Source organism: Roseobacter sp. FCG-D35 (assembly GCF_033436665.1).
Taxonomy (GTDB): Bacteria; Pseudomonadota; Alphaproteobacteria; order Rhodobacterales; family Rhodobacteraceae; genus JAWQFO01.
This window is the reverse complement of record NZ_JAWQFO010000001.1, coordinates 727017-752615: the sequence shown is the minus strand read 5'-3', so window position 1 is coordinate 752615 and position 25599 is coordinate 727017. Positions and strand designations below refer to the sequence as shown.

21 protein-coding genes and 1 pseudogene are annotated in these 25599 nt (G+C 65.6%); 14 read left to right on the top strand and 8 right to left on the bottom strand.

Translation table 11 applies throughout. The features are described 5' to 3' along the window. Window positions 1-61: 61 nt before the first annotated feature. From der to R5H30_RS03450, 3 genes are all read left to right on the top strand, one after another. Complete coding sequence (der, locus tag R5H30_RS03460) at window positions 62-1549, top strand: ribosome biogenesis GTPase Der (protein WP_318326610.1); 1488 nt, start codon at window positions 62-64, stop codon at window positions 1547-1549. A 99-nt stretch (window positions 1550-1648) separates the two neighbouring features. Continuing rightward, complete coding sequence (locus R5H30_RS03455; RefSeq protein ID WP_318326609.1) at window positions 1649-2845, top strand: T6SS phospholipase effector Tle1-like catalytic domain-containing protein; 1197 nt, start codon at window positions 1649-1651, stop codon at window positions 2843-2845. A 79-nt stretch (window positions 2846-2924) separates the two neighbouring features. Beyond that, on the top strand, window positions 2925-3410 hold the full coding sequence (locus R5H30_RS03450; RefSeq protein WP_318326608.1) for a hypothetical protein: 486 nt from the start codon (window positions 2925-2927) through the stop codon (window positions 3408-3410). A 3-nt stretch (window positions 3411-3413) separates the two neighbouring features. Here R5H30_RS03450 and R5H30_RS03445 read toward each other — a convergent pair whose 3' ends face one another. From R5H30_RS03445 to R5H30_RS03435, 3 genes are read right to left on the bottom strand one after another with little or no spacing between them, the layout of a single operon-like run. Then, window positions 3414-3971: a TadE/TadG family type IV pilus assembly protein gene (locus tag R5H30_RS03445; RefSeq protein ID WP_318326606.1), complete on the bottom strand. Its 558-nt coding sequence runs from the start codon at window positions 3969-3971 to the stop codon at window positions 3414-3416. After that, window positions 3971-4507, bottom strand: a complete 537-nt coding sequence (locus R5H30_RS03440; protein ID WP_318326605.1) for a TadE/TadG family type IV pilus assembly protein — start codon at window positions 4505-4507, stop codon at window positions 3971-3973. The genes R5H30_RS03445 and R5H30_RS03440 overlap by 1 nt, the downstream gene beginning before the upstream one ends. Then, on the bottom strand, window positions 4504-5919 hold the full coding sequence (locus R5H30_RS03435; protein WP_318326604.1) for a pilus assembly protein TadG-related protein: 1416 nt from the start codon (window positions 5917-5919) through the stop codon (window positions 4504-4506). Before R5H30_RS03435 ends, R5H30_RS03440 begins: the two co-directional genes overlap by 4 nt. Window positions 5920-6373: 454 nt before the next feature. Here R5H30_RS03435 and R5H30_RS03430 point away from each other — a divergent pair, with 454 nt between their 5' ends. Continuing rightward, window positions 6374-7759 (top strand): Glu/Leu/Phe/Val family dehydrogenase, encoded by a 1386-nt coding sequence (locus R5H30_RS03430; protein WP_318326777.1) that lies wholly within the window; start codon window positions 6374-6376, stop codon window positions 7757-7759. 64 nt (window positions 7760-7823) lie between these two features. On the opposite strand, the gene R5H30_RS03425 is transcribed toward R5H30_RS03430, so the two are convergent. Together R5H30_RS03425 and R5H30_RS03420 are read right to left on the bottom strand one after the other, a co-directional pair. Further along, complete coding sequence (locus R5H30_RS03425; protein ID WP_318326603.1) at window positions 7824-9185, bottom strand: TadE/TadG family type IV pilus assembly protein; 1362 nt, start codon at window positions 9183-9185, stop codon at window positions 7824-7826. A gap of 2 nt (window positions 9186-9187) precedes the next feature. Beyond that, window positions 9188-9628: a TadE/TadG family type IV pilus assembly protein gene (locus tag R5H30_RS03420; protein WP_318326602.1), complete on the bottom strand. Its 441-nt coding sequence runs from the start codon at window positions 9626-9628 to the stop codon at window positions 9188-9190. A gap of 389 nt (window positions 9629-10017) precedes the next feature. On the opposite strand from R5H30_RS03420, the gene R5H30_RS03415 reads away from it, so the two are divergent. From R5H30_RS03415 to ribD, 10 genes are all read left to right on the top strand, one after another. After that, window positions 10018-11271, top strand: coding sequence for a sarcosine oxidase subunit beta family protein (locus tag R5H30_RS03415; protein ID WP_318326601.1), 1254 nt, complete (start codon window positions 10018-10020; stop codon window positions 11269-11271). A gap of 46 nt (window positions 11272-11317) precedes the next feature. Then, complete coding sequence (locus R5H30_RS03410; RefSeq protein ID WP_318326600.1) at window positions 11318-11587, top strand: sarcosine oxidase subunit delta; 270 nt, start codon at window positions 11318-11320, stop codon at window positions 11585-11587. Then, the gene (locus tag R5H30_RS03405; RefSeq protein WP_318326598.1) at window positions 11584-14505 is read left to right on the top strand and encodes a sarcosine oxidase subunit alpha family protein; all 2922 of its coding nucleotides are present in this window, start codon (window positions 11584-11586) and stop codon (window positions 14503-14505) included. Before R5H30_RS03410 ends, R5H30_RS03405 begins: the two co-directional genes overlap by 4 nt. After that, window positions 14498-15073, top strand: coding sequence for a sarcosine oxidase subunit gamma (locus R5H30_RS03400; RefSeq protein WP_318326597.1), 576 nt, complete (start codon window positions 14498-14500; stop codon window positions 15071-15073). Before R5H30_RS03405 ends, R5H30_RS03400 begins: the two co-directional genes overlap by 8 nt. 46 nt (window positions 15074-15119) lie before the next feature. Beyond that, on the top strand, window positions 15120-17069 hold the full coding sequence (gene dnaG, locus R5H30_RS03395; RefSeq protein WP_318326596.1) for a DNA primase: 1950 nt from the start codon (window positions 15120-15122) through the stop codon (window positions 17067-17069). A gap of 124 nt (window positions 17070-17193) precedes the next feature. Continuing rightward, on the top strand, window positions 17194-19176 hold the full coding sequence (gene rpoD, locus R5H30_RS03390) for an RNA polymerase sigma factor RpoD (RefSeq protein WP_318326595.1): 1983 nt from the start codon (window positions 17194-17196) through the stop codon (window positions 19174-19176). A 141-nt stretch (window positions 19177-19317) separates the two neighbouring features. After that, entirely contained in the window at window positions 19318-19734 is a 417-nt protein-coding gene (locus R5H30_RS03385) for a hypothetical protein (protein ID WP_318326594.1), read from the top strand. 16 nt (window positions 19735-19750) lie between these two features. After that, on the top strand, window positions 19751-20170 hold the full coding sequence (locus R5H30_RS03380; protein ID WP_318326593.1) for a secondary thiamine-phosphate synthase enzyme YjbQ: 420 nt from the start codon (window positions 19751-19753) through the stop codon (window positions 20168-20170). A 133-nt stretch (window positions 20171-20303) separates the two neighbouring features. Further along, on the top strand, window positions 20304-20771 hold the full coding sequence (gene nrdR, locus R5H30_RS03375) for a transcriptional regulator NrdR (RefSeq protein WP_318326592.1): 468 nt from the start codon (window positions 20304-20306) through the stop codon (window positions 20769-20771). Window positions 20772-20788: 17 nt separating this feature from the next. Continuing rightward, window positions 20789-21865 (top strand): bifunctional diaminohydroxyphosphoribosylaminopyrimidine deaminase/5-amino-6-(5-phosphoribosylamino)uracil reductase RibD, encoded by a 1077-nt coding sequence (gene ribD / locus R5H30_RS03370; protein ID WP_318326776.1) that lies wholly within the window; start codon window positions 20789-20791, stop codon window positions 21863-21865. 22 nt (window positions 21866-21887) lie between these two features. On the opposite strand, the pseudogene R5H30_RS03365 reads toward ribD, so the two are convergent. The 3 genes and pseudogenes from R5H30_RS03365 to R5H30_RS03355 all read right to left on the bottom strand — a co-directional run. Then, window positions 21888-22796: pseudogene (locus R5H30_RS03365) on the bottom strand (capsular polysaccharide export protein, LipB/KpsS family); the annotation flags it as partial. Window positions 22797-22990: 194 nt separating this feature from the next. Continuing rightward, window positions 22991-24124, bottom strand: coding sequence for a polysaccharide biosynthesis/export family protein (locus tag R5H30_RS03360; protein WP_318326591.1), 1134 nt, complete (start codon window positions 24122-24124; stop codon window positions 22991-22993). A gap of 117 nt (window positions 24125-24241) precedes the next feature. Further along, window positions 24242-25528 (bottom strand): capsule polysaccharide biogenesis protein, encoded by a 1287-nt coding sequence (locus R5H30_RS03355; protein ID WP_318326590.1) that lies wholly within the window; start codon window positions 25526-25528, stop codon window positions 24242-24244. Window positions 25529-25599: the final 71 nt, after the last annotated feature.

Genomic DNA, 25599 nt, shown 5'->3' with positions numbered 1-25599 from the left:
TTCCGTCGCGGGGAAGTTGCGTTACACGCACTCCCTGACCTCTGGCCCGGAGCCCGCTTTCATGTCCTTCACCCTCGCCATCGTGGGGCGTCCCAACGTCGGCAAGTCCACGCTGTTCAACCGGCTGGTGGGCAAGCGGCTGGCACTGGTCGACGACCAGCCCGGCGTCACGCGCGACCTGCGCGAGGGCGAGGCGCGGCTCGCGGACCTGCGCTTTACCGTGATCGACACGGCGGGGCTCGAGGATGTCACCGACGACAGCCTGCAGGGCCGGATGCGCCGGCTGACCGAACGCGCCGTCGACATGGCCGATATCTGCCTCTTTCTGATCGACGCCCGCGCCGGCGTGACGGCGACCGACCTCGTCTTTGCCGAGATCCTGCGCAAGCGCTCGGCCCGCGTCATCCTCGCCGCCAACAAGGCCGAGGGGGCGGCGGCGGACGCCGGGCTGCTTGAGGCCTACTCGCTGGGGCTGGGCGAGCCGATCCGGCTGTCGGCCGAGCATGGCGAGGGGATGATGGACCTTTATGCCGAGCTGATGCCGGTGGTCGACGCCTTCCAGGAGGCGGCGGCGCAGGCGGACCAGGACGCGCCGGAAACGGACGTGACGCTCGACGAGGACGCCGGGGACATGGAGGATGCGGTCCCGGTGCCGACCCGCGCCAAACCGTTGCAGGTCGCCGTCGTCGGGCGGCCCAACGCAGGCAAATCGACGCTGATCAACCGGATCATCGGCGAGGATCGTCTGCTGACCGGCCCCGAGGCCGGCATCACCCGCGACGCGATCTCGCTGCGCACGGAATGGGCCGGGGCGGACGGCGTTGGCGTGCCGATGCGCATCTTCGACACCGCCGGGATGCGCAAGAAGGCCAAGGTTCAGGAAAAGCTAGAGAAACTGTCGGTGAGCGATGGCCTGCGCGCGGTGAAATTCGCCGAAGTGGTGGTCGTGCTGCTCGACGCGGCGATTCCCTTCGAACAGCAGGACCTGCGCATTGCCGACCTCGCCGAACGCGAAGGTCGCGCGGTCGTCGTCGCCGTAAACAAGTGGGACGTCGAGGAGGACCGGCAGGGCAAGCTGCATGCGCTCAAGGAAGCCTTCGAGCGCCTGTTGCCGCAACTCAAGGGCGCCCCGCTGGTCACGGTCTCGGCCAAGACCGGGCGCGGGCTCGACCGGCTGCACGCCGCGATCATGCAGGCCTACGACGTCTGGAACCGCCGCGTGAGCACCGCGCAGCTTAACCGATGGCTGACCGGCATGCTCGAGCAGCACCCGCCGCCTGCGCCTCAGGGCAAGCGCATCAAGCTGCGCTACATGACCCAGGCCAAGACGCGCCCGCCGGGGTTCGTGGTGATGTGTTCGCATCCCGACAAGGTGCCGGACAGCTACACGCGCTACCTCGTGAACGGTTTGCGGCTCGACTTCGACATGCCGGGCACGCCGATCCGGCTGTGGATGCGCGGGCAGGGCGACGCGAACCCCTACAAGGCGCGCAAGAAAGCCGGCCCCTCGAAGCTGCGCAAGCACACCGAGGGCCGCCGCAAGACCTGACGCCGGTCGGCGGCTTGTGCATTTGCGCTTGGGCGTATCCCGGCGAAGTTGTATGATACTCTCATTTCGAGAAATTGTTTTTGATTTGGAGGTATTGTCATGAAAACCATCGCGATCCTTTGCGACGGCACCTGGAACAGTCCGGACATGGAGCGGGACACCCATGTCTATCGCCTGTTCGAGGCGTGCCATGTCGAGGACAGTCCTGATCAGGTGGTGCGCTACTTTCCCGGTGTTGGCGTGGCGGCGGGCAGCGGGCGGATGCGCACCTTCATCGGACGCCAGGCGCAGAAGTTCGGCGGCGGCGCCTTCGGCTGGGGTCTGAACCGCAACATCAAGGAAGCCTACCGCGCGCTCTGCGAGGACTACGAGCCGGGCGACAGGGTGATGATCTTCGGCTTCTCGCGCGGGGCCTACACGGCGCGCTCGCTCGGCGGGCTGATCCGCAAGGGCGGCATCCTCGAAAACCCGACCGAAGACCGGATCGACGAGGTCTTCAAGCTCTACCGGGCGCGCGGACCCGAGAACAAGCCCGATGCGCCGGAGATCTGGAAGGCGCGGCGCAGGTTCTCGCCGAAGGTGGCGACCTCGCAAAAGGATCTCGAGATGCGCGGCGACGACTCGGTGCTGATCGACATCGCCTATATGGGCATCTGGGACACGGTCGGGGCGCTTGGCATCCCGACCAGCGTACTGGGGGCCGCGGCTTCGTTCTGGAACAGCCGCTACAAGTTTCACGACACGGATCTCAGCAGCCTCGTAGGCTCCGCCCGCCACGCGGTGGCATTGGACGAGCGCCGGCGATTCTACGAGCCGAGCCTGTGGAACAACCTCGACCGCAAGGGCGACGATCCGGGCCTCAACAAGGGTGACACGAGCCCCGACCGGCCCTACCAGCAGGCCTGGTTCGTCGGCACGCACAGCATCGTCGGCGGATCGGCACAGGCCTTCGCGCTGTCGGCGATCCCGCTGCAATGGGTCTGGGAGGGCGCGGAGCGGCAAGGACTGAAGCTGGCGCCGGGCGCCAGGATTCCGGACGTCGATCCCGACCCGTTGCTCGAGGCCGACGAGATTGACAACTCCGGCTGGTTCTACAAGGTCGCCCCGCAACTCATGGCCTGGCGCAAAGGCCCGACGGGGCGCGATGCGGTGCATCCCACGGCGCGGCAGCGGATCCGCGAATACCGCGACGAAGGCTACCGGCCGGGAAGCCTCGCCGAACTGATCGAGGACATCATCAGCGAAGTCGTCGAGGAAATCACCGGCGCGGACGAACCCGACCGGCGGCGCGCCTGACGCACCAGAGGCTCCGAATGGCCTTGCCGCGCCGCCGCGCAAGTGGTTAGGAGGCCGCGACGAGGGCAGGGGGCCGCGGATGACGCAACCGGAAGACACCGAAATACTTGCGCGGGTCGAAGCCGCCCCGGCGCGGCGCGTGATCGGCATCGGAGCGCTGATGCTGCTGGGCGCGATGCTGATCTACATCGCCTTCTCGCAACCGCCGACCTTCGGCTGGCAGATCTTCCTGCTGGTTATCGGCGGCGGTGCACTCTGGATGGGCGAGAGGATGCGCCGCGCGACCGCCACCGCGCTGGAACTCACCCAGGCGGAGTTGCGCGACAGCGCGGGCACGACCCTTGCGCGGGTCGAGGACATGGTGGCCGTCGACCGCGGCCTGTTCGCCTTCAAGCCGTCCAACGGGTTCCTGCTGAAGGTCTCGGCGCGCGCGCCGCGCGCCTGGCACCCGGGCCTCTGGTGGCGCATCGGCGGCAGGATCGGCGTCGGCGGGCTGGCGCCTCAGCGTCAGACCCGGGCCATGGCCGAGATCATCGCTTCGCTGATCGCGCGGCGCCGGGCCTGAGGCTCACTCGGTACCCCAGCGCACCGAGGGCGCATAGCGGGGGCGGGTGAACACGAAATTGCTCATGTCGTGATCCTGAAGCCCGACGCGGAACGGCGCGTCGTACTCGCTGCGCGTCTCGACAACGGTGATGTATTCGTCCGGAGCAAGTTTCGGCAGGCTGCCAGCCCATCGTGTCACGTCGTCCTGGGTCGCATTCGAAACCGCGCCGACGCCCTTGGACCAGTCCAGCTCGTATTTCTTGTCGGTGTCATTCCACTGCACCGATGTCACGCGCAACGCGCTTTCCGATCCCGACCGGGTCAAGTAGTCGAAGAGCGAACGCGCGCCCTGCAGGAACTGCAGGTCCATCGGCGTGGTCTGGCGCGAGATCAGGTCTCCGATGGTATAGGCGGCCTTCTGGTTGATCGCGTGCTGTCGATAGGAATCGAAGGCCGAGTACATCACCATGAACGCAACGAAGAGCGCGGGCAGGATAATCACCGTCTCGATGGCGATAGACGCCTCCTGGGACCGCGCAAAGCGTCGCAGCGGGCGTACGAAAAAGGCAGCGACGGCCATCATTCCGGCTCCTGCACGAAGGCGGCAAGCGCGATCATCGTGGCCTTGCCAGCGCCGTCCTTGCCGTAGTGACGCCCCAGACCGGTCGTCGGGAACACCGGATCGAACCGGTAGCAGGCGCGCAGCAGCATCAGCTGGTGATCCGCGCCCGGCTCGAACTTGCGCGGGGGTTCCGGATCCGCCGAGATGTCGACGCAATCGGCATCATCGGCAAGACCGGAAAAACCGCGCACGTTCATCGGGGTCATTTCGAGCCGCAACGTGCGCTCGCATTCCGCGAGAAACCCCGAATATTCGCAGATGCGTGCCTTGATCTCGTCGTGCTTCGGCGTGTTGCCGGTCGACAGCCGGATGTCGCGCACCGCAAGATCGAGCCCGCGATCCAGAAACACCTGTCGGTAGGAATAGACGCCCATCTCGACCGAGGTCATGAAAATCGTGAAGACCAGCGGGACCATCACAACGAACTCGACGAGGATCTGGCCGTTTTCGTCGTCGCGGAAACGGGCCGCAAAGCGCCGCGCCGCCCGCATCATTGCGTGAGCCTCAGCTGGTTGATCTGGCGCGCGATGGTGGAGAAGACCTCGTTGATCTGCGAGCCCTGCGCCGTGAAGAAATGCGACGGCGTCGAGGCACAGTCGCGCATCTGCTGCTCGGGCGTGCCGGGCGCTTCGAAGGCGATCGTGTAGACCACGATGGGACGGTCCGTCGCCTTTGCCAGATCGCACTGCTTCTTGAAGCTCGACACGTTGGTCGAGGCGCTGGTCAGCTGTTCGCGGTGACCTTTGTCCTTGCGGGATTTCTGATCGAGCTCGACGGTCGGATTGAGAATGTGCATCTCGTCTTTCGGGCGCACCTGTTCGGTGATCTGTCCGTCGGTCATCAGCACGATGTATTTGACCGTCTCGTCATCGCGGTATCCGGCGGGCCGGTTGCGGAACTCGTTCGGGATCAGGCCGGCGTCGGCCATGGCGGCAAAATGCGGCTGCGAGGCAGGGTTAAGCAGCGCCAGCGCCCATTTCATGGCGTAATGCGTGCCGGTGCCGTCATGCATGCGCATCGTGGTGATCAGATCGTCGAGGTTGCCGGCCTTGTTCGAGGCATATCGGATCGATGAGCGGTCCTGCGGGCACCAGCCCCAGTCCATGACAGCTGAAGCGATGGTCCAGTTCATGAACAGCGGAACCTGCGCATAGGTGCCGGCCGCGGGCAGTGTAGCCGTGTTGAAATCCGAGGTATTCAGTTCGAAACAGCTCGAGTTGTTGGGATAGACGAAGCGCCTGGTGTCGTCCTTGTCCTTGCCGTCACCGGCGCTTTTCCAAGGCGGGAGTTGGGTGTGATTGAACTGCTCGTCGACGCCGCCATCGTCCTCGTCGAGCGCCATCGCCGCGTAGCGCACGCCGCCGAGCCGGTTGAACATGAACGGGCCGGGGTTGGTCTGGCCGGCGTAGGGAATGATGTTGATCGAAGTGTGGTCGATCGCGCTGCCTTCCAGAACGATCTTGACGAAATTCTTGGCGGCAGGACGCAGGTTGTCCATGCGCGAATTGTAACGCATCGAGCCCGAGATATCGAGAACGAGCGAGATTTCCACGTTGGGCACGCGCTCGACGGCCGCGCTGGCCGCCGGCACCGGCAGGGTGTCGAGCCCCAGGCGGTGCATGAACTGGGTCCGGGTGTCCATCCGCGCCGTCGCGGTCACCGAGCGGTAGTTGAGGCCTGCATCCGGCACCACGCTGGTGAGGTACTCGCGCAGGCCCGCCTTGTCGAAATAGTCCTCGACCACGGCTTTGGGGTCGAGCTGCTGGTCGAGATCGGCAGCGGCGAGAACCGCACGGTCCATCGTGTTCTGCAATCGGGTCCGGTCCATCTCGTTGTGCATGAGATCGACGCCGATTCCGGCCACAAGCACCATCATCAGGATGATGAACAGGGCGAAGATGGTCATGGCGCCATCCTCGCTGCGCAAAAAAAATCTGAGGGGGAGTGGTTTACGTTTTCGAGCGCCGGAGCGGGCGCGATCTGCACAGAGCGACATAATCTTCACCGGAATCAGTTCTAGATAAGCAGTCAGCGTGATAGCGCCGTGTGCAGAAGTGGCCGGAGAATAGGGCGGCAATCGGGCGGTCCGCGCGGATTTTTGCGGCCAAAACAAAAGTTTGGTGACACTGTTCCGGAGCGCGCACCGATGGCCGGTCGCGTCGCCGAACTGTCCGCGGATGGCGTGATCCCGCGTGGAGAGTGTCACGAAAGCGCATCCGCAATCTGCCCGCTTTTGTGGCAATCGCGATGGGCTGCCCCTAGGCTGGCCTCGTGCGACTCAGTGCGCAGGGACGGCCAGAGGGAGGAAGACAGTGAATCAGCACCTGACGGAACCGAGTTTTCGCGAAAGCGTCGACCAGATGTTCAACCGCGCCGTGGCGCTCATGGACCTGTCGCCGGGGCTCGAGGAAAAGATCCGCGTTTGCAACGCGACCTACACGGTGCGTTTCGGCGTCCGGCTACGTGGCCAGATCCATACCTTCACCGGCTACCGCTCGGTGCATTCCGAACACATGGAACCCGTGAAGGGCGGCATCCGCTACTCGATGGGCGTCAACCAGGACGAGGTCGAGGCGCTGGCGGCGCTGATGACCTACAAGTGCGCGCTGGTCGAGGCGCCGTTCGGCGGCTCAAAGGGCGGGCTGTGTATCGACCCGCGCGACTGGGACGAGCACGAGCTCGAGCAGATCACCCGGCGCTTCGCCTACGAGCTGATCAAGCGCGATCTCATCAACCCCAGCCAGAACGTCCCGGCGCCTGACATGGGCACGGGCGAGCGCGAGATGGCCTGGATCGCCGACCAGTACAAGCGCATCCATACCACCGACATCAACGGCAACGCCTGCGTCACCGGCAAGCCGCTCAACGCCGGCGGCATCGCGGGACGGGTCGAGGCGACGGGCCGCGGCGTGCAATACGCGCTGCGTGCGTTCTTCCGTGACACGGAGGGCGTCAAGAAGGCGGGCATGAGCGGTACGCTCGACGGCAAGCGGGTGATCGTTCAGGGCCTCGGCAACGTGGGCTACCACGCCGCCAAGTTCCTCTCTGAGGAGGACGGGTGCAAGATCATCGGCATCATCGAACGCGACGGGGCGCTGTTCGGCGAGGACGGGCTCGACGTCGACAAGGTGCGGTCGTGGATTTCGAAGCACGGCGGCATCTCGGGCTTTTCGGACCGGCACCACGTCAAGGACGGCGCCCTGGTGCTGGAAGAGGACTGCGACATCCTCGTTCCGGCGGCGCTCGAAGGGGTCATCAACCTGCAGAACGCCGATCGCATCAAGGCGCCGCTGATCATCGAGGCGGCGAACGGGCCGGTCACCGCGGGCGCCGACCAGGTGCTGCGCGAACGTGGTACGGTGATCATCCCGGACATGTACGCCAACGCGGGCGGCGTGACGGTCAGCTACTTCGAATGGGTCAAGAACCTCAGCCACATCCGGTTCGGGCGCATGCAGCGGCGGCAGGAGGAATCGCGCCACCAGTTGCTGATCGACGAGCTGGAAAGGCTCTCGAAGGACAAGGAACTCGGCTGGACGCTGAGCCCCGGCTTCAAGGAACGCTATCTGCGCGGGGCCGGAGAGCTCGAGCTGGTGCGCTCGGGACTCGATGACACGATGCGGGTGGCCTACGATTCGATGGCTGCCGTCTGGCACGGGCGCGACGACGTCGACGATCTGCGCACAGCGGCGTACCTGGTGGCCATCGACAAGGTCGCGTCGAGCTACCGCGCCAAGGGTCTCTAGAAAAACGCCGCGGGCGGCGGATCGCTCCGCCGCCCAGCCAAGGTGCGCCGACTATGTGAACAGGTCAGTCGACCATGCGGAAGTAGGGCGCCTTGAGGAAATCCTCGGTGCCTTCACCTTCGCAGAAGCCCATGTTCATGTTGGAGGTGCCGTCGATTCGGCCCAGCGACTGGAACGACACGCCCTCGATCCCGTCCGCATTGGCGGCGAACTGGATATCCTTGACGGCGAGAATCTGCGCGCCGTAGCCCTGAAGCGACGAGGCTGCCTCGAAACCGCCGAGCGTCATGATCAGTGCGCCGCCGCCAGCAGCACAATTGTCGTCGGCGCCCATCCGGACGTGCGATGCGACGACCGACTTGATGGCCGTATTCGTCGTCGCGAAAATGCTTTCTTCGAGTACCACGCCGTTCTGGAAGTTGATCGTGCAATTGGTCACGAAAACGACGTTCTCGTAAGTCCCGGTCTCGATCGTGACGGAGGATTTTCCCTTGGAGCAATCGGCCTTGTAGAACGTCGGGCCCTGGTTGAAATCCGCGACGGACAGTTTGCCGGACTTCGGGGTCAGGGTCGTCGGAGCCGCTTCGGTAAAACCGACCGGCTGGAATTTCGAGCTGTAATTCTCGAGCACGTCGAGGTTGCCCGCATAGAGGCTGTTGATGATCTCCGGCAGCACCTTGAGCAGACGCAGGTGGTAGGCGCCGTTGCGCAGGGCGAGCTGCAGGCCCTCGTTGGTCTCGAAGCCCGAGTTCGGCAGGTCGAGGTCGTTGGTATCCGGCATCGACACGACCGTTCCGGGCTCGAAGAAGTTGTTCGAGTTCAGGCTGACGTAGGTGTTCGAATGCAGGCAGAAGCCGTCGAAATAGGCGTTGTTCGACTGGATGTCGACGACCTGTTCCGCGACGAAGCCTTCGTTGAAGCAGGGCGGGAAGTAGGTCGAATAGATCGAACGCCGGCGCAGGTCGAAGGTGCTTTGGCCGATGATGCGCAGCAGCAGGTTGCGCGAGGCGTTGCCGCGTTCAGAGGTCATGTCGGGCTGGACCCGGACGGCGGTGCGCGAGTTCTGGTCGACCGTGAAGGTCAGCGTGTCCTGGTCCCATGTGCCGAAATCGATGTCGGACGCCACCAGCGCCGCGCCGTAGACGTCGTTGCGCAGCATGCCGTTGACTGCATCGAGCGCCTGGTTCCGGGCGTCGGCCGGATCCGAGACGTTCTGGCGCGTGTAAAGCGCTGCATGCGCAGCGGTGTCCGCCGTAACCTGCAGGTTCGTGCGTTCCTGCATCGCCTTGTTGAAATCGATGGCAAGGCCGCCCATCACGATGAAGATCAGCGCGAAGAACAAGAACAGGATCGTCGCGGTGCCGTCTTCGGCACGGCGGAACCGATGCAGCGCGGCGCGGAGCGAAGTCTTCGGAAAGCTGGTCATGATCAGAACTCTATGATGTGATGGGAAGCCACGCCGACCTTCACGCTGCTGAATTTCGAGGTCATGAAGGTCAGCGGCATCAGGTCCGTGGCGTTTGCATGGACGGTGGTCGTGACGATGTTCGTCGCGGAATCCACGGAACTCGATATGTCCAGCGACGCGCCGAGATAGGCGAGGTTCGTGTTGATGTAATCCTGGACCGCGGTCTCGCCGTTCAGCCGGTTCAGGGACACGGCCCGGTTGGCATCCTGGACCACGCGCAGGATCTGTGACTTGGCGTGGAAGACCATCGAGATGTTCATGACGACGGCAAGGATGATCGCGAGGATCGGTGTCCAGATGACGGCTTCGACTGAGAAGCTTCCATTTTCGTCCCAAAGAAATTTTCCGGCGCTTCCGGCACTGGGACTTCTGCGCTCTCGGGTGATCTGTGACCGCTTCATCGCAACGAGGCTCACTTCTTACGGATTCAATTCAGTGAACCGACGTTACCGGGACTCTGCGGCAACATTTGGTGCATAACTCGGACCTTTCATTCGACTTCGAAAAGCCTTGCGCTGGACACGTGCTGGATGGAATTGATCATCTGTTCCAGCGCCTTAACACTGGCGCGATGATCTTTGTACTTGCCGCGGTGAGGCGCCGGCCCATTTGAATCCGGCAATTTTGTGGCGCGGAACCCCCGGACTTCCGCCGTCGCAGTGTTCCGATTCGCGGCATCGAGCGGAAAGCGACATCCGTCTGTCGGAATCCGTGCATGACAGGACGCGCTGCGTTGATACTGGATCATAGCGCGGTTAGCGTGCCGTTCGGGGCGCGAGTGGAGTGAGGGATGCGGTTTTCAGGGTTTCGGGTGTTGCGCGAGGGGCTGACAGGCAACCGCGGCTGGGGAGCGCACTGGCGCGATCCGGCGCCGAAGCCGGAGTATGACGTCGTCATCATCGGCGGCGGGGGGCATGGCCTGTCGACCGCCTACTACCTCGCCAGAAACCACGGGATCACCAATGTCGCCGTGCTCGAAAAGGGCTACATCGGCGGCGGGAATGTCGGGCGCAACACGACCATCGTGCGGGCCAACTATTTCCTGCCAGGCAATTCGGAATTCTACAGCCATTCGCTGCGCCTCTGGGAAGGTCTCGAGCAGGACCTGAACTACAACGTGATGCATTCGCAGCGCGGGCTGATCAACCTGTTCCACTCGGACGGTCAGCGCGACGCCTTCGTGCGGCGCGGCAATGCGATGGCGGCACAAGGCGACGACGCGGTGCTGCTCGATCGCGAAGGCGTCCGGCGTCACCTGCCTTACCTCGACTTCGACAACACGCGGTTCCCGATCTACGGCGGGCTTTTGCACCCGCGGGGCGGTACAGCGCGCCACGACGCGGTGGCCTGGGGCTACGCGCGCGGCGCGGATGCCCGCGGCGTCGACCTGATCCAGAACTGCGAAGTTACGGGCATCGACATCGAGAACGGCAAGGTGCGCGGCGTGCAGACGACCCGTGGCGCGATTCGTGCCAGAAAGGTCGCGATCGTCGTGGCCGGCCGGTCGAGCCAGGTCGCGGCAATGGCCGGTCTGCGCCTGCCGATCGAAAGCCACGTCCTGCAAGCCTTCGTGACCGAGGGGCTGAAACCGGTGATCGACCATGTCATCAGCTACGGCATGGGGCACTTCTACATGAGCCAGTCCGACAAGGGCGGGTTGGTCTTCGGCGGAGATCTCGACTTTTACGCCTCCTATGCGGCCCGCGGGAACCTGCCGCTGGCCGAGCACGTGATGGAGGCGGGCATGGCGCTGATGCCGATGATCGGCAAGGCCAAGGTCCTGCGCTCCTGGGGCGGGATCATGGACATGACGCCCGACGGTTCGCCGATCATCGACCGCACAGATACCGAAGGTCTCTACCTCGACTGCGGCTGGTGCTACGGCGGCTTCAAGGCGGTGCCGGGATCGGGTTGGGCGCTGGCGCATCTGATGGCGACCGGCCAGCCCCATGCGAGCGCCGCGAAGTTTCGGCTCGACCGGTTCCGGACCGGGCGTGGCCTGATGGACGAAGAGGGCACCGGCTCTCAGCACAATCTGCATTGAGGCCGGCGATGAAGCAGCATCCGATTATCCGTCAAGGAAATGCGCAATGAGGATCACCTGTCCGATCTGCGGGGAACGCGACCGGCGCGAATTCTACTACAAGGGCCATGCATTGGCCCTCGACCGGCCAGAGCCCGATGTCGGGGAAGAAGCCTGGGACGACTACGTTCACCTGCGCGACAACCCCGCCGGCGAGACCCGCGACCTCTGGCAGCACGAGGCCGGTTGCGGGGCATGGATCGTGGTCACGCGCGACACGCTCACCCATGCAGTCAGCGCGACGGTGCTGGCCTCGGACGCGGCGGGCGGCGCATGAGGATCGCGGACAGAGGCCTTGTCGACCGTTCGGACCCGGTCGCGTTCCGCTTTGACGGGCAGGCATTCAGCGCCTTCAAGGGCGACACCGTCGCATCGGCACTGCTGGCCGGCGGGCAGCGACTGGTGGGCCGGTCGTTCAAGTACCATCGGCCGCGCGGCATCCTGAGCGCGGGCAGCGAAGAGCCGAACGCGTTGCTGACGGTGGGCAGCGGCGCAAGGGCGGAACCGAACGTCCGCGCCACCATGCTCGAGGTCCGCCGGGGGCTCGAGGTCTTCAGCCAGAATGCCAGGCCCGGGCTGCGCTGGGACGCGCTGGCGATCAACGATTTTGCCTGGCGTTTCCTCGGCGCCGGCTTCTACTACAAGACCTTCATGTGGCCGCGCGGCTTCTGGGAAAAGATCTACGAACCGCTGATCCGCCGGGCCGCGGGCCTCGGGGCGCTGAGCGGCGAGGCGGACCAGGATCGCTACGAGAAGGCCTGGGCGTTCTGCGACGTACTGGTTATCGGATCGGGACCGGCAGGGCTGATGGCGGCGCTGGTCGCGGCCAGGGGCGGGGCCGACGTGATCCTTGCCGACGAAGACAGCCTCATGGGCGGACGGCTCAACGGCGAGACCGGCGAGGTTGGCGGGATGCCGGGGCACGCCTGGGCGCGCGAGACCGTCGCGCAACTGGCAGAGATGGACAACGTCCGGCTGATGCCACGCACCACGGTCACCGGCGCCTACGATCAGAGCACGTACGGGGCGCTCGAACGCGTGCCTCCCGATATGGGCGGCGCGCGCGAATGCTTCTGGCGGATCGCGGCCAGGCGCGCGGTCCTCGCGGCGGGCTCCATCGAGCGCCCTGTGGCGTTCCGCGACAACGACCGCCCCGGCATCATGACCGCAAGCGCCGTGAGGACCTATCTCAACCGGTTCGGCGTTGCGCCTGGACGCCGCGTCGCCGTCTTCGGCAACAACGACGACGCGCACCGGACCGCGGTCGACCTGCTCGACGCCGGCGTCGAGGTCACGGCGGTGATCGACAGCCGCGCGGATGCGCTGGTGCCGGTCAAGGGCGTGCCGGTCTACCCCGGCTCGGTCGTCGAGGGCAGCGCCGGCCGGCTTGGCCTGAAATCGGTCGCCGTGCGCGGCACCCGTGGCAGTTTCAAGGTCGAGGCCGATTGCCTTGCCGTGTCCGGCGGCTGGAACCCGACGCTGCACCTGACCTGTCATCTCGGCGCGCGCCCCATCTGGGACGCGGAAGCAGGATGTTTCGTGCCGAAAAAGGACGCGGTGCCAGGGTTGGTTGCCGTCGGGGCTTGCAAGGGGACGTTTTCCACCGCGGGCTGCCTGGCAGAAGGCGCCTCCGCCGCAAGGTCGGCGCTGAAAGATCTGGGCCTGAAGTCACCGCGCGTCCCGCGGCCCGACGCCGAGGACGATCCTTACGGCATCGCGCCGCTCTGGTCGGTGCCGGGCAAGGGGCGCGCATGGCTTGATTTCCAGAACGACGTCACTGTCAAGGATGTGCGCCAGGCCGCCGAGGAGAACTTCGTCTCGGTCGAGCACATGAAGCGCTACACCACGCAGGGCATGGCGACCGACCAGGGCAAGAACTCGAACGTCGCCGCCCTCGCGGTTCTGGCCGATGTGACCGGGCGCGGCATTCCCGAGACCGGCACCACGACCTTCCGGCCGCCCTTCGTGCCGGTCAGCATCGCGGCGATGGGGGCCGGGGCCCGCGGCCCGGGGTTCGCGCCACAGCGGTTCACGACCTCGCACCAGGCATCACTCGACAGGCGCGCGCCGATGATCGAAGCCGGCCTGTGGTACCGTCCCTCTTACTTCCCGATCGCCGGAGAGAGCGACTGGCGCCAGGCCTGTGACCGCGAGGTGCGCTTCGTGCGCGAGAGTGTCGGTATTTGCGATGTCTCGACACTGGGAAAGATCGACATCCAGGGGCCGGGTGCAGCCGAATTACTCGACCTCGTCTACACCAACACCTTCTCGACGCTGAAACCGGGCCGAGTACGCTACGGGCTGATGCTGCGCGAGGACGGGTTCGTGATGGACGACGGCACCTGCGCGCGGCTCGGCGACAGCCACTACTTGATGACCACGACAACCGCCGCCGCAGGTCAGGTGATGCGGCACCTGGAATTCGTCAGCCAGTGCCTTCGGCCCGACCTCGATGTCCGCTTCACCTCCGTCACCGAGCAATGGGCGCAGTTCGCCGTTGCCGGTCCGAAGTCGCGCGACCTGCTCAACGACCTTCTCGAAAACCCCATCGACGGTGAAACCTGGCCGTTCATGGCCTGTGGCGCCGTCTCGCTGGGCAGTGTCGAGGCCCGGCTCTTCCGCATCTCCTTCTCCGGCGAACATGCCTACGAGATCGCGGTTCCCGCGCGCTACGGCGAGAGCCTGTTCACCCTGCTTGTCGAGAAGGCCGAGGCGCTGGGTGGCGGCGCCTACGGCATGGAGGCGCTGAACGTTCTGCGGATCGAGAAGGGTCATATCACCCATGCCGAAATTCACGGGCGCACCACCGCCTTCGATGTCGGAATGGCGCGCATGATCAGCGCCAAGAAAGACTGCATCGGCAAGACGATGGCGGCGCGCCCGGGGCTCGTCGACCCGTCCCGCGAACGCCTTGTCGGGTTGCGCCCGCTCGAGCCGGGGGACCGTCTGACCGCGGGTGCGCATCTTTTCACACCAGAGGCTGCCGTCCACCTTGCAACCAGCCAGGGCTACGTGACCTCGGTCGGAGACTCGCCGAGGCTCGGTCACTCGATCGGGCTGGGCTTCCTGCGTGCCGGCCCGGAGCGTCACGGCGAGGTGGTGCGGATGATCGACCGGATTCGCGACATCGACATCGCGGTCGAAATCTGCGCGCCGGTCTTCATAGATCCCGAGGGAGGGCGTCTGCGTGATTGAGCTCTTGGCCAAGTCACCCTGCACAGGGTTTCTGCCGCGCAGCATCGGTGAACTGATGCTGACCGAGGCCGGGCTTGGCCCGATGGCGACCGTGTCGCCCTACGCCGGGCGGACCGAGCGACTGACCGTGTCGCTCTCGGATGCGTTCGGTCTTGACTGGCCGGAGTCCGGGCGCAGCGACAGCAGGGATGGCCGCTGGCTGATCTGGTTCGGGCGCGACGCTGCACTTCTGACCGGCGTCGCCCCGGCGGCCAACCTCGGCGAACACGCCGCGGTCACCGACCAGTCCGACGCCTGGGCGGCGGTGGAGCTTGCCGGTCCCGGCTCCGAGGAGGTGCTGGCGCGCCTGGTCCCGGTCGATCTGCGGCTTGCGCGGTTCGAGCGCGGCCAGACCACGCGCACGCTTCTGGGCCACATGAACGCCTCGATCACGCGCACGGGGGCGGAGAATTTCCTGATCCTCGTCTTCCGCTCGATGGCCGAAACCCTGGTCCGGGAACTGGCCGAGGCAATGGAGTCCGTTCACATGCGCCGTGCGGAGCAGGGCGAGTTATCCACGCCTTCGTGACCTGCGCGGCTGGACTTTGGCCGGAGCGGCGATGATATAAGAGACCATGAGCCTGCCCCCCGGATTCCTCGATGAACTGAAGGGCCGCCTGAGCCTTGTTCAGGTGGTCGGGCGCAAGGTCACCTGGGACATGCGCAAGTCGAACCAGGGTCAGGGCGACATGTGGGCGCCATGCCCGTTCCACCAGGAAAAATCCGCCAGTTTCCATGCCGACGACCGCAGGGGCTATTACAAGTGTTTCGGTTGCGGGGCGGGAGGCGATACGATCAAGTTCGTGCAGGAAACCGAGAACGTCGGCTTCATGGAAGCGATCGAGATTTTGGCCCGCGAGGCCGGCATGCCGATGCCGCAGCGCGACCCGCAGGCGCAGCAGAAAGCCGACCGGCGCGCGCAGCTCGTCGAGGTGATGGAGCAGGCGGTCCGCTTCTTCCGGCTGCAGCTATCGACCAGTGCCGCGACACCCGCGCGCGACTACCTGCTGAAAAAACGTGGCCTCGACGCGTCGGCCCTGGAGCGCTGGGAGATCGGTTTTGCGCCGGATGCGTGGCAGGGGCTTTGGGACCACCTGAAATCGAAGGGCGTGGCGGACGATCTCATCCTCGATGCTGGTCTTGCAAAACCGTCCTCGAAAGGCGGCCGGCCCTACGACACGTTCCGCAATCGCATCATTTTCCCGATTCGGGACGGGCGCGGGCGCGCGATTGCCTTCGGCGGGCGCGCGATGGACCCGGAGGAAAAGGCGAAATACCTCAATTCTCCCGAGACGGCGCTTTTCGACAAGGGCCGCAGCCTCTACAACCACGGCCCCGCCCGCGCCGCCGCGGGACGCAAAAGGCCACTGGTGGTGGCCGAGGGCTACATGGACGTGATCGCGCTGAGCGAGGCGGGCTTTGAGGCTGCCGTCGCTCCGCTGGGGACGGCGGTCACCGAGAACCAATTGCAGATGCTCTGGGCGATCTCGCCCGAACCCGTCATTGCACTCGACGGCGACAAGGCCGGGTTGGGTGCCGCGATGCGGCTCGTGGATCTCGCGCTGCCGCTGTTGCAGGCGGGCAAGTCGCTGCGCTTCGCGTTGATGCCCGACGGCAAGGACCCCGACGATCTGCTGAAGGCCGAGGGCCCCGAGGCCATGCAGGCGCTGATCGACGCTGCGAAGCCGATGGTACAACTGCTCTGGCAGCGCGAGACAGAGGGCCGGAGCTTCGACAGCCCCGAGCGCAAGGCGGCTCTCGAGAAAGCCCTCTTCGACCAGACTGCAAAGATCACGGACCCGACAATCAAGCGTCATTACGAGCAGGCGCTGAAGGACCTGCGCTGGCAGCTGTTTCGCGCAGCACCGCGGCCACAGCGCGGCGCAGCGCCCGGCAAACGCTGGGCGCAACCCGGCGTGCTCTCGAGCACCAAGTCGACGGCGTTGGCACAGGGCGATGACCAGACGGTGACCGAACACCTGCGCGAAGCGGTGATCCTCGCCGTACTCGTGCGGTATCCCGAACTGACCGAGGCCTTCGAAAGCGCGCTCGAGACGATGGTGTGCGTCGACGCGGATCACATGCGCATGCGCGACGCGATTCTCGAAACCGTGGGAGCACCGCCCGACGCCGCTGCCGAAAAGCTGTCGGAGGCCGTCGGCGCCGAGGCCATTGAAAAACTGGTCGGGCAGGGCCATGTGGCAATCGTTCCCTGCATCCGCGTGCCGGGAAACACCGAATATGCCCGTCTGACGCTGGCCGAAGAATTCTCCAAACTGCAAAGCGCGCGTGGCCTGCGGGCCGAAATCGCGGAAGCTGAGGAGGACCTCGACGGGCTGGCCGACGAGGGAACGACCTGGAGGCTTGGCGAGGCCGCGCAGGCGTTCGAGCAGGCCAAGCGTAGCGGACAGGACGACAAGACCGAGTTCGACCTCGGTGAGAACGGTGCGCGAATCAATCGCGACGAACGCAACGCATTCGACGCGCTGCTGGACGCGATTCGGTCCGGAAATTCGGGCCGTTAACCACATTTGAACGCGAAAACCTCAGAAAAACGCCTGGGATGGGTGGTCGAATCGCCCAAATTCAATAGATGATTCCCTAGTGATTCGGGGGACGCGAATCACCCAGCCTCCAAAGGAGCAGTGCATGGCCGCGAAAGACACCAGCGAAGACGACAAGCCAGAGGACCAGGAGAGCGAACACTCGCTCGACATGAGCCAGGCCGCCGTCAAGAAGATGATCTCGGAAGCGCGCGAGCGCGGATACATCACCTATGACCAGCTGAACACGGTTCTGCCGCCGGACCAGGTAAACTCCGAGCAGATCGAGGACGTGATGTCGATGCTGTCGGAGATGGGGATCAACGTCATCGAAGACGAGGACGCCGAGGAGGAAGAGAACAAGGGTTCGACCGACCTCGTGACCACCGAAGGCTCGCGCGATGTCGCGTTGTCCTCGGCCGGCAACGAGAAGCTCGACCGCACCGACGACCCGGTGCGCATGTATCTGCGCGAGATGGGCTCGGTCGAACTGCTGTCGCGCGAAGGCGAGATCGCCATCGCCAAGCGGATCGAGGCCGGGCGCAACACGATGATCGCGGGCCTGTGCGAAAGCCCGCTGACCTTCCAGGCCATCACGATCTGGCGCGACGAACTTTTGTCCGAAGATATCCTGCTGCGCGACGTTATCGACCTCGAGGCGACCTTCGGAAACCAGCTGGACGAAGAGGGCGTGGGCGAGCCGGTGGTGAGCGCCGAAGGGTCCAGCAACGAGAAATCGGAGGACAACAGCCCCGAGCTCGACGCCGACGGCAACCCGATCCAGCGCGAGGACGACGACGACGAGGACGAACAGGCCAACATGAGCCTCGCGGCGATGGAAGCCGCGCTAAAGCCGCAGGTTCTCGAAGCGCTGGACCGCATCGCCGACGACTACGCCGCGCTTTCCGAGATGCAGGACAGCCGGATCTCGGCCACCCTGAACGAGGACGGGTCGTTCTCGGACAAGGACGAGGCGCTCTACCAGAAGCTGCGCTCGGAGATCGTGCTGCTGGTGAACGAGCTTCATCTGCACAACGCGCGTATCGAGGCACTGATCGACCAGCTTTACGGCATCAACCGCCGCATCATGCAGATCGACAGCTCGATGGTGAAGCTGGCCGACCAGGCCCGCATCAACCGGCGCGAGTTCATCGACGAGTACCGCGGGTACGAACTCGACCCCAACTGGCTCGATCGAATGGCTGAGAAGTCCGGGCGCGGCTGGCAGATGTTCATCGAACGCTCGACCGACAAGGTCGAGGAGTTGCGCGCGGACATGGCGCAGGTCGGCCAGTATGTCGGTCTCGACATTCCGGAATTCCGGCGCATCGTCCAGCAGGTCCAGAAGGGCGAGAAGGAAGCCCGGCAGGCCAAGAAGGAAATGGTCGAGGCCAACCTGCGCCTCGTCATCTCGATCGCGAAGAAATACACCAACCGCGGCCTGCAGTTCCTCGACCTGATCCAGGAAGGCAACATTGGCCTGATGAAGGCGGTGGACAAGTTCGAGTATCGCCGCGGCTACAAGTTCTCGACATACGCCACGTGGTGGATCCGGCAGGCGATCACCCGATCGATCGCCGATCAGGCGCGCACCATCCGCATTCCGGTCCACATGATCGAGACGATCAACAAGCTGGTCCGGACCGGACGTCAGATGCTGCACGAGATCGGCCGCGAGCCGACGCCGGAAGAGCTGGCCGAAAAGCTGCAGATGCCGCTCGAGAAGGTGCGCAAGGTGATGAAAATCGCCAAGGAGCCGATCAGCCTCGAGACGCCCATCGGTGACGAGGAGGACAGCCAGCTCGGCGATTTCATCGAGGACAAGAACGCGATCCTGCCGCTCGACAGCGCGATCCAGGAGAACCTCAAGGAAACCACGACCCGGGTTCTCGCCTCGCTGACGCCGCGCGAGGAACGTGTGCTGCGGATGCGGTTCGGTATCGGCATGAACACCGATCACACGCTCGAGGAAGTCGGCCAGCAGTTCTCGGTCACACGCGAGCGCATCCGCCAGATCGAAGCCAAGGCGCTGCGCAAGCTCAAGCACCCGAGCCGCAGCCGAAAGCTGCGCAGCTTCCTCGACCAGTAAGCGGTTAGGCAGGACGAATTGAACGGCGCGGGCCAGCAGTCCGCGCCGTTTTTCTGTTCTGGGCGCGTGCCTTGCGCAGGACCGGCTTGGTCTTTTCCGGGCGACGTTCTAGGTTTTCGGGAAACTCCGAGGAGACCGCCCATGATCCGTTTTGCAGCCCTGGCCGTCGCCGCATCCCTGAGCTTCGCGTGCGCGGGACAGGCCCAGCAGGCCTATCGGTCGATCAACTACCACTACGTCGTGCCGCTCAACGCCAACAGCATGGAAGTGGTCGAGCGTGCCGATTCAGGTGTGCGCGATGTCTGGTGCGCGGCCGCCGACTACGTCCGGCGGGTGCTGGGCGATCCCCGTCGCGCGCGGCTTTACCTGATCGCGCCCAGCGGACCTGCCCGAACGGCGCAGGGTCGGCGCGGCACCAGCTTCACGATCTCGGCCGAGGCGGCCGGCAACCCAAGCCCGTCCTATTCGGCCTCGTTGCGCACGGTCGGCACCAACCTCTCGGTGGCAGCGGCCTGGAACTACTGCCGCGATACGTTGGACGAGCGGTTCGGCTTCTGATCCCGCTGGTTTTCGGATGCAGACCGAGTTCCACATCGCGACGCAGGGCGCGGGTATTTACGAGTTCACTCGGGACGCGGCGCATTGGCTGACAGGTCACGGGGACGGATTGCTGACGCTCATGGTGCGCCACACCTCGGCGTCGCTGCTGATCCAGGAGAACGCGGATGTGGATGTGCAGGTCGACCTCGGGGCGTTCTTCGCCCGACTGGTGCCGCCCGCCGACAGGCCCGAGATGTCCTACCTCACCCATGTTCTCGAAGGGCCGGACGACATGCCGGCGCACATCAAGGCGGCGATGCTGCCCGTATCGCTTGCGATCCCGGTCTCCGGCGGACGGATGCGGCTTGGGACATGGCAGGGGATCTACCTTTTCGAGCACCGTACGGCCCCGCATGACCGGCGCGTCGCGGCGCATTTCCTGAGCGATCGCTAGGGCTTCGTGGCGAAAACACACCACCAGATGTTGCGCGGCATTTGCCCTCTACCCAAAACCTAGCCTCTTTCCTATAAGTTTTGCCAAGGGGACGAAAAGCCCCACAAAAGAGGCAGAGAAAGAGGGGGACGCGATGCGCTGCCCGTTTTGCGGAAACATCGACACCCAGGTCAAGGACAGCCGGCCGGCGGAGGATCACGTGTCGATCCGCAGGCGACGGTTCTGCCCGGCCTGCGGCGGGCGTTTCACCACCTACGAGCGGGTCCAGCTGCGCGATCTTGTGGTCATCAAGTCGTCGGGCAAACGCGAGGATTTCGACCGCGACAAGCTCGAACGCTCGATCCGCATCTCGATGCAGAAGCGTCCCATTGATCCCGAACGCATCGACCAGATGATCTCGGGCATCGTGCGGCGGCTCGAAAGCATGGGCGAAACCGATATCCAGTCCAAGCACATCGGCGAGATCGTGATGGAGGCGCTGGCCCGCATCGATACCGTCGCCTACGTGCGTTTCGCCAGCGTCTACAAGAACTTCCAGGCCGCCGACGACTTCGACAAGTTCGTCAGCGAATTGCGGCCCGACACGCCTCCCGAGGGGTGAGCGAGCCCGCCCGATACATGGCGCTTGCGCTGTCGCTCGGGCGGCGCGGGCTGGGAAACACGTGGCCGAACCCCGCAATCGGTTGCGTGATCGTGCGCGATGGGCGCATCGTCGGGCGTGGCTGGACCCGGCCCGGCGGACGGCCGCATGCCGAGACCGAAGCCTTGTCGCAGGCCGGCGACGCGGCGCGCGGCGCGGATGTCTACGTTTCGCTGGAACCTTGCGCACATCACGGCCGGACGCCGCCCTGTGCGGCGGCGCTGATCGCGGCAGGCGTGGGCCGCGTCTGGGTCGCGGCGACGGACAGCGATGCAAGGGTCGCCGGCAGAGGGATCGCGATGTTGCGCGAGGCCGGCATCACGGTCGAGACGGGCCTGATGGAGGCTGCGGCTCGCGAGGCCAACGCAGGTTTTTTTGCGCGTGTCGAACGCGAGCGCCCGACAGTTACGCTTAAGCTGGCGTCGAGCTTCGACGGGCGCATCGCCACCGGATCGGGCCAGAGCAAGTGGATCACCGGCCCGGCGGCGCGGCGGGCCGTGCATGCGATGCGCGCGCGGCATGACGCGGTGATGGTCGGCGGTGGTACGGCCCGCAAGGACGATCCGTCGCTGACCGTGCGCGATCTGGGCATCGCGCACCAACCGGTCCGGGCGGTGGTCAGCCGCAGGCTCGACCTGCCGCTTCTGGGCCAACTTGCGCGCAGCGCCAAGGATGTGCCGCTGATCCTGTGCCACGGGCGCGATGCCGACGCGACGCTGGCGCGCACCTGGGAAGATCTTGGTGCGACGCTGATCTCTTGCGCCGCACGCGGCGGTCAGCTCGATCCCCATGACGTGTTGCACAGGCTGGGCGAGCACGGGCTGACCCGCATCTTCTGCGAGGGCGGCTCGGCGCTGGCGGCCTCACTGATCGAGGCCGATCTGGTGGACGAGATCGTCGGTTTCGGCGCCGGGGTGATCATCGGTGCCGAAGGCCTGCCGTCGGTCGGGGCGCTGGGGCTCGGCAACCTCGCCGATGCGCCACGCTACCGGCTGATCTCGACCCGCGCGGTGGAAGGCGACGTCCTGCACACCTGGCGGCGCGCGGAAGGCTGACCGGCGAAAAGCCTGCGCGCGCTCAGCGCCGCCAGAGAGGCGCGCGACCGCGCAGCAGTCGCTGCAGCAGCGAGAGGCTGCGCAGACCCGCTCCGGGTGTTCCCCAGGCTCCGGACGCAAGCCGGTCCACGACCACTTCGACCGGGCAGGGCAGGCCGGTCACCGGGTCGATGTAGCGCGGGTAGTCGATCAGCGCCGCATGTACGAGGCCTTCGAGCGTCGGGCGCACGCGGCGGCGCGGCGGCACCAGACCGCGATCCTCGGTGAGACCCCAGCCCGCGTAGAAGGGGGCGCCGGTCGTCACGACGGGCACGCCGCGCAAAAGCGCCTCAAACCCGGTCAGCGAGGTCATCGTCCAGACCGCCTGCACCGCACCAAACAGCGCCGCTGGATCGGCACCGACGGCGACAACTTCGGCGGGTGCCGAGGACGCCAGAGCGCCGGTACGCAGCCCGGCCTCGACATCCGGATGCGGCTTGTAGACCAGCAGTGCCTCGGGTTCTGCGGCGCGCGCTGCCGCAAGCAGATCGGCGTTGGTGCGGATCGCATCGCCCGCGCCCAGTACAACGGACGCGTCATCCTCGACCTGCCCGACGACAAGGACGCGCCGCCCTTCGGGCAAGGTGGGCACAGGTCCCCCGAGGTTGTACTTGCTGAGACCGGCCTTGTTGATCTGCCGGATCAGGGCGCGGGCGCGCAGTGCCTGTGCCGGCGTCAGCTCGGCGCGCGCGGCGATCAGATGTTCCAGCCGGCTCGGCCGCGCGGGGTCGTAGTAGATGCCGAGATCGTCGCAGACCAGCGACAGGGCAGGGGTCAGCGCCGCGCCCAGTCCCTTCGAGCGCAGGAACCCGTCCTCGACGCGCACCGCGTCAGCCTGACCTACCGATGCCCGTCCCGCCCAAACCATCCAGGGCCGTTTCGCGGCCCGCGCGACGCCGCGTGCGGCGGTCGGTCTTTGGCCCCAGACACCGACGCAATCGCCTGGCCGCGGACGTGTCAGGGCAATGTCGTAGCCCGCAAGCGACAGAATGCGGCGGACACGTGCCTGGGTCAGAAAGCCCGCGTTGCGCACAAGCATCCGCCGCCGGGGGCGGTCCGCCTGCGGCTCGGCGCGCATGGCGGCGATCAGTTCACAAGCTGGTCGATGTTGGCGGCCGGCGCCACAAGCGATCCGAAGACGGCCGAGACGGCCTTGTTCCACTGCGCCATCGGGGCTTCGGTGACGTAAAGCGTGTCGTCGTCGCGGACCACGAAGTCGCGGGCCATGAACAGCCCGTTGGGCTCGGTCAGGTTCAGCACGTAGATCATGCGTTGAGCGCCGATGAGGTCGGTACGACCGAGCACCGAGTTGGCGACCTCGGGCGGTTCGTTGCGCATGATGAAGACGCCCGTGGGATCGGCAAGCGCGGGCTGCAGGCCACCGACCTGTGCGATCGCTTCGAGCGCCGAGAGGTTCTGAGTTTCGAACGGCACGCGGGCCTGCGCTCCGGTGGCTCCGAGCGCGGTGAAAGCTCGGGTATCGGTCTCGACGAGAATACGGTCGCCGCCGCGCAGCGCGATATCGAGCTGCGGATTGTTGTAGAGATCCTGGAACCAGATCTTCGAGCTTTCATTGCCGCGGATCACGGTGATCTCGGCGATCTCGGGTTCGATCGTGACGCCGCCCGCGCGGGCGAGCATGGACGACAGCGTGCGGGTGGGCCGTTCGATGGCATAGACACCCTGCGCGCCGATCGAGCCGACCAGCGAGACGGTCGCGCCGTCACCGGCCAGCCGCCGGACCTGCACCTGCGGGTCGGGGGTCTGCTCTTCGAGCTTGGCGGTGATGATGCGCCGCAGCGCCTCGGGCGAGTTTCCGGCCGCGCGTATGCGCCCGGCGTAGGGCACGAAGATGAACCCGGCGCCGTCGACCTGCACCTCTTCGAGCTGGGTCGCGTTCTGCTGCTCGCCCGCCAGCAGCCCGTCGTCGACGTTCTCCCAGATGGTCAGGCCGAGAACGTCGCCGGGGTTGATGGTGTCTGATCCGACGGGGGCTGCGTTTTGCAGCGCGGTTGAGAAGCCGTAGGCCGGGATCACCGCGGTCGCGCGTGTCACACGGTCGTTCACCGAAACCACGAAGGCGTCACCCTCTTTCTGGACCGAGCCGGCGTAGATCTGGCGCTTGTTGGGACCAGTCTTGGGCAATCCGCAGGACGCGAGCACCGAAAGAGCTGCAATGAATGCGATGGGACGTGCCCATCCGAACCTGAAAGAAGTCACGGAGAGGTCTCCTCGACCTGTTCAAAATCTGCCTCGAGCCCGCCGGTATCTTCCGGCGTGGTTGCCGCGAAACTAGGCGGAACGCAGGCCAAAAGCCACAAAAAGCGCCCGATACGCCTAGCTTACAAGGCGAACCTGTTGCCGAGGGGCCTCGGTTGCTTGGGCGATCGCGTCGTAGGGATCCTGCGCGCAGAGCACCATGTCGACGATCCTGCGCAGCAGCATTCGGCGCGCGCGCGCGGAGTAGAAGCCTCCGGCAACCTGGCTCGTCGAGAGCAGATAGCGCCGGAAATCGCGATAGGCACGGCCGTCCGGCGGCGCCGGATCGCGAAAGAACGCGTCAAGCGGCTGGCCCGACACGAGACCGGGATGGGCATAGACCGCCGCGCCGAATGCCTTGAGGGGTATGCCGCGCCAGAGCGCCTGCTGGCCGGCGGTGGAGTTGATCGTGACCGCGGATCGGGCCTCGTCGAGCAGCCGCGCCAGCTTGCCGCCGCGTATGTAGTGGACATGGGCGGCCACGCCGTGCTCGGCGGCGATGCGGCGGATCGCCCTTCGCGCCTCGGTACGCCCGTCCTCGAGCGGATGGGCTTTGAAGACGAGGTGATGATGTGCGGGAGCGCCGCGGACAAAGCCCTCGATCACCAAGCGCACGAACTCGGTCTGGCTGGCGAAGGGCGAGTGACAGACCACGGCGCTGTCATGGGCAAGCTGGAGAAGTGCGAGGTGGTAGGGATAGCCGCCGTTGCGGACCGCGCGCGTCGCGCGGTGGCGTTCGAGGGCATGCGCGGGCATGCCGAGCAGGCGCCGCAGATAGTGGCGGAACTCGGCCGAAGCGGGCAGGGCCCGGTGCGGGGTGAAGTTGCGGTAGTGCCGGTTCCGGAACATCACGAACCCGTGGTAGAGGGCGCCGTAGAAGATATGCTCGCGCATGTCGCCCCAGGTGCCCGGCGGTAACGCAGGCTCGGACCTTTCCGGAGGCAAATGCGCCCGTATCTGCGCCAGCGGCATCTGCATCAGGCGCGAATTGCCGTTCGATCCGCCGCGCTCGTAGGTGATCCAGTAGGGGCGCATGTAACCTTCCTCGAAGACATGCACTGTCAGTCCGCGCGCGCGCGCCAGCCGAACCGCTTCGGTGTGGATCGGGCGGGTGTCGCCGTAAAGGACGACGTCGGTCACCCGCTTGTCCTCGAGCAGCCGTGCCAGCGCGTCGCCCCACATGTCGAGCGTTCCGGTAAACGGCAGGTAGCTGTCACGGTCAAACCAGAACGCCCGGTCCCCGGCGTTGAACCCCACTCGCCAGACCTCGGCCCCGGCGGTCCGCAGCATCTGTCCCAGACGGTAGAAGAACGGGCCATGCGGGCCTTGCAGGAACAGAAAGACACGGCGCGGATCTTGCGGCATCGGGTACTTGCTCGGTGTAAACTCGGGCGGCACCCGCGACCTTGCCCGCCGCGGCCGCGCGAGGCAAGCGC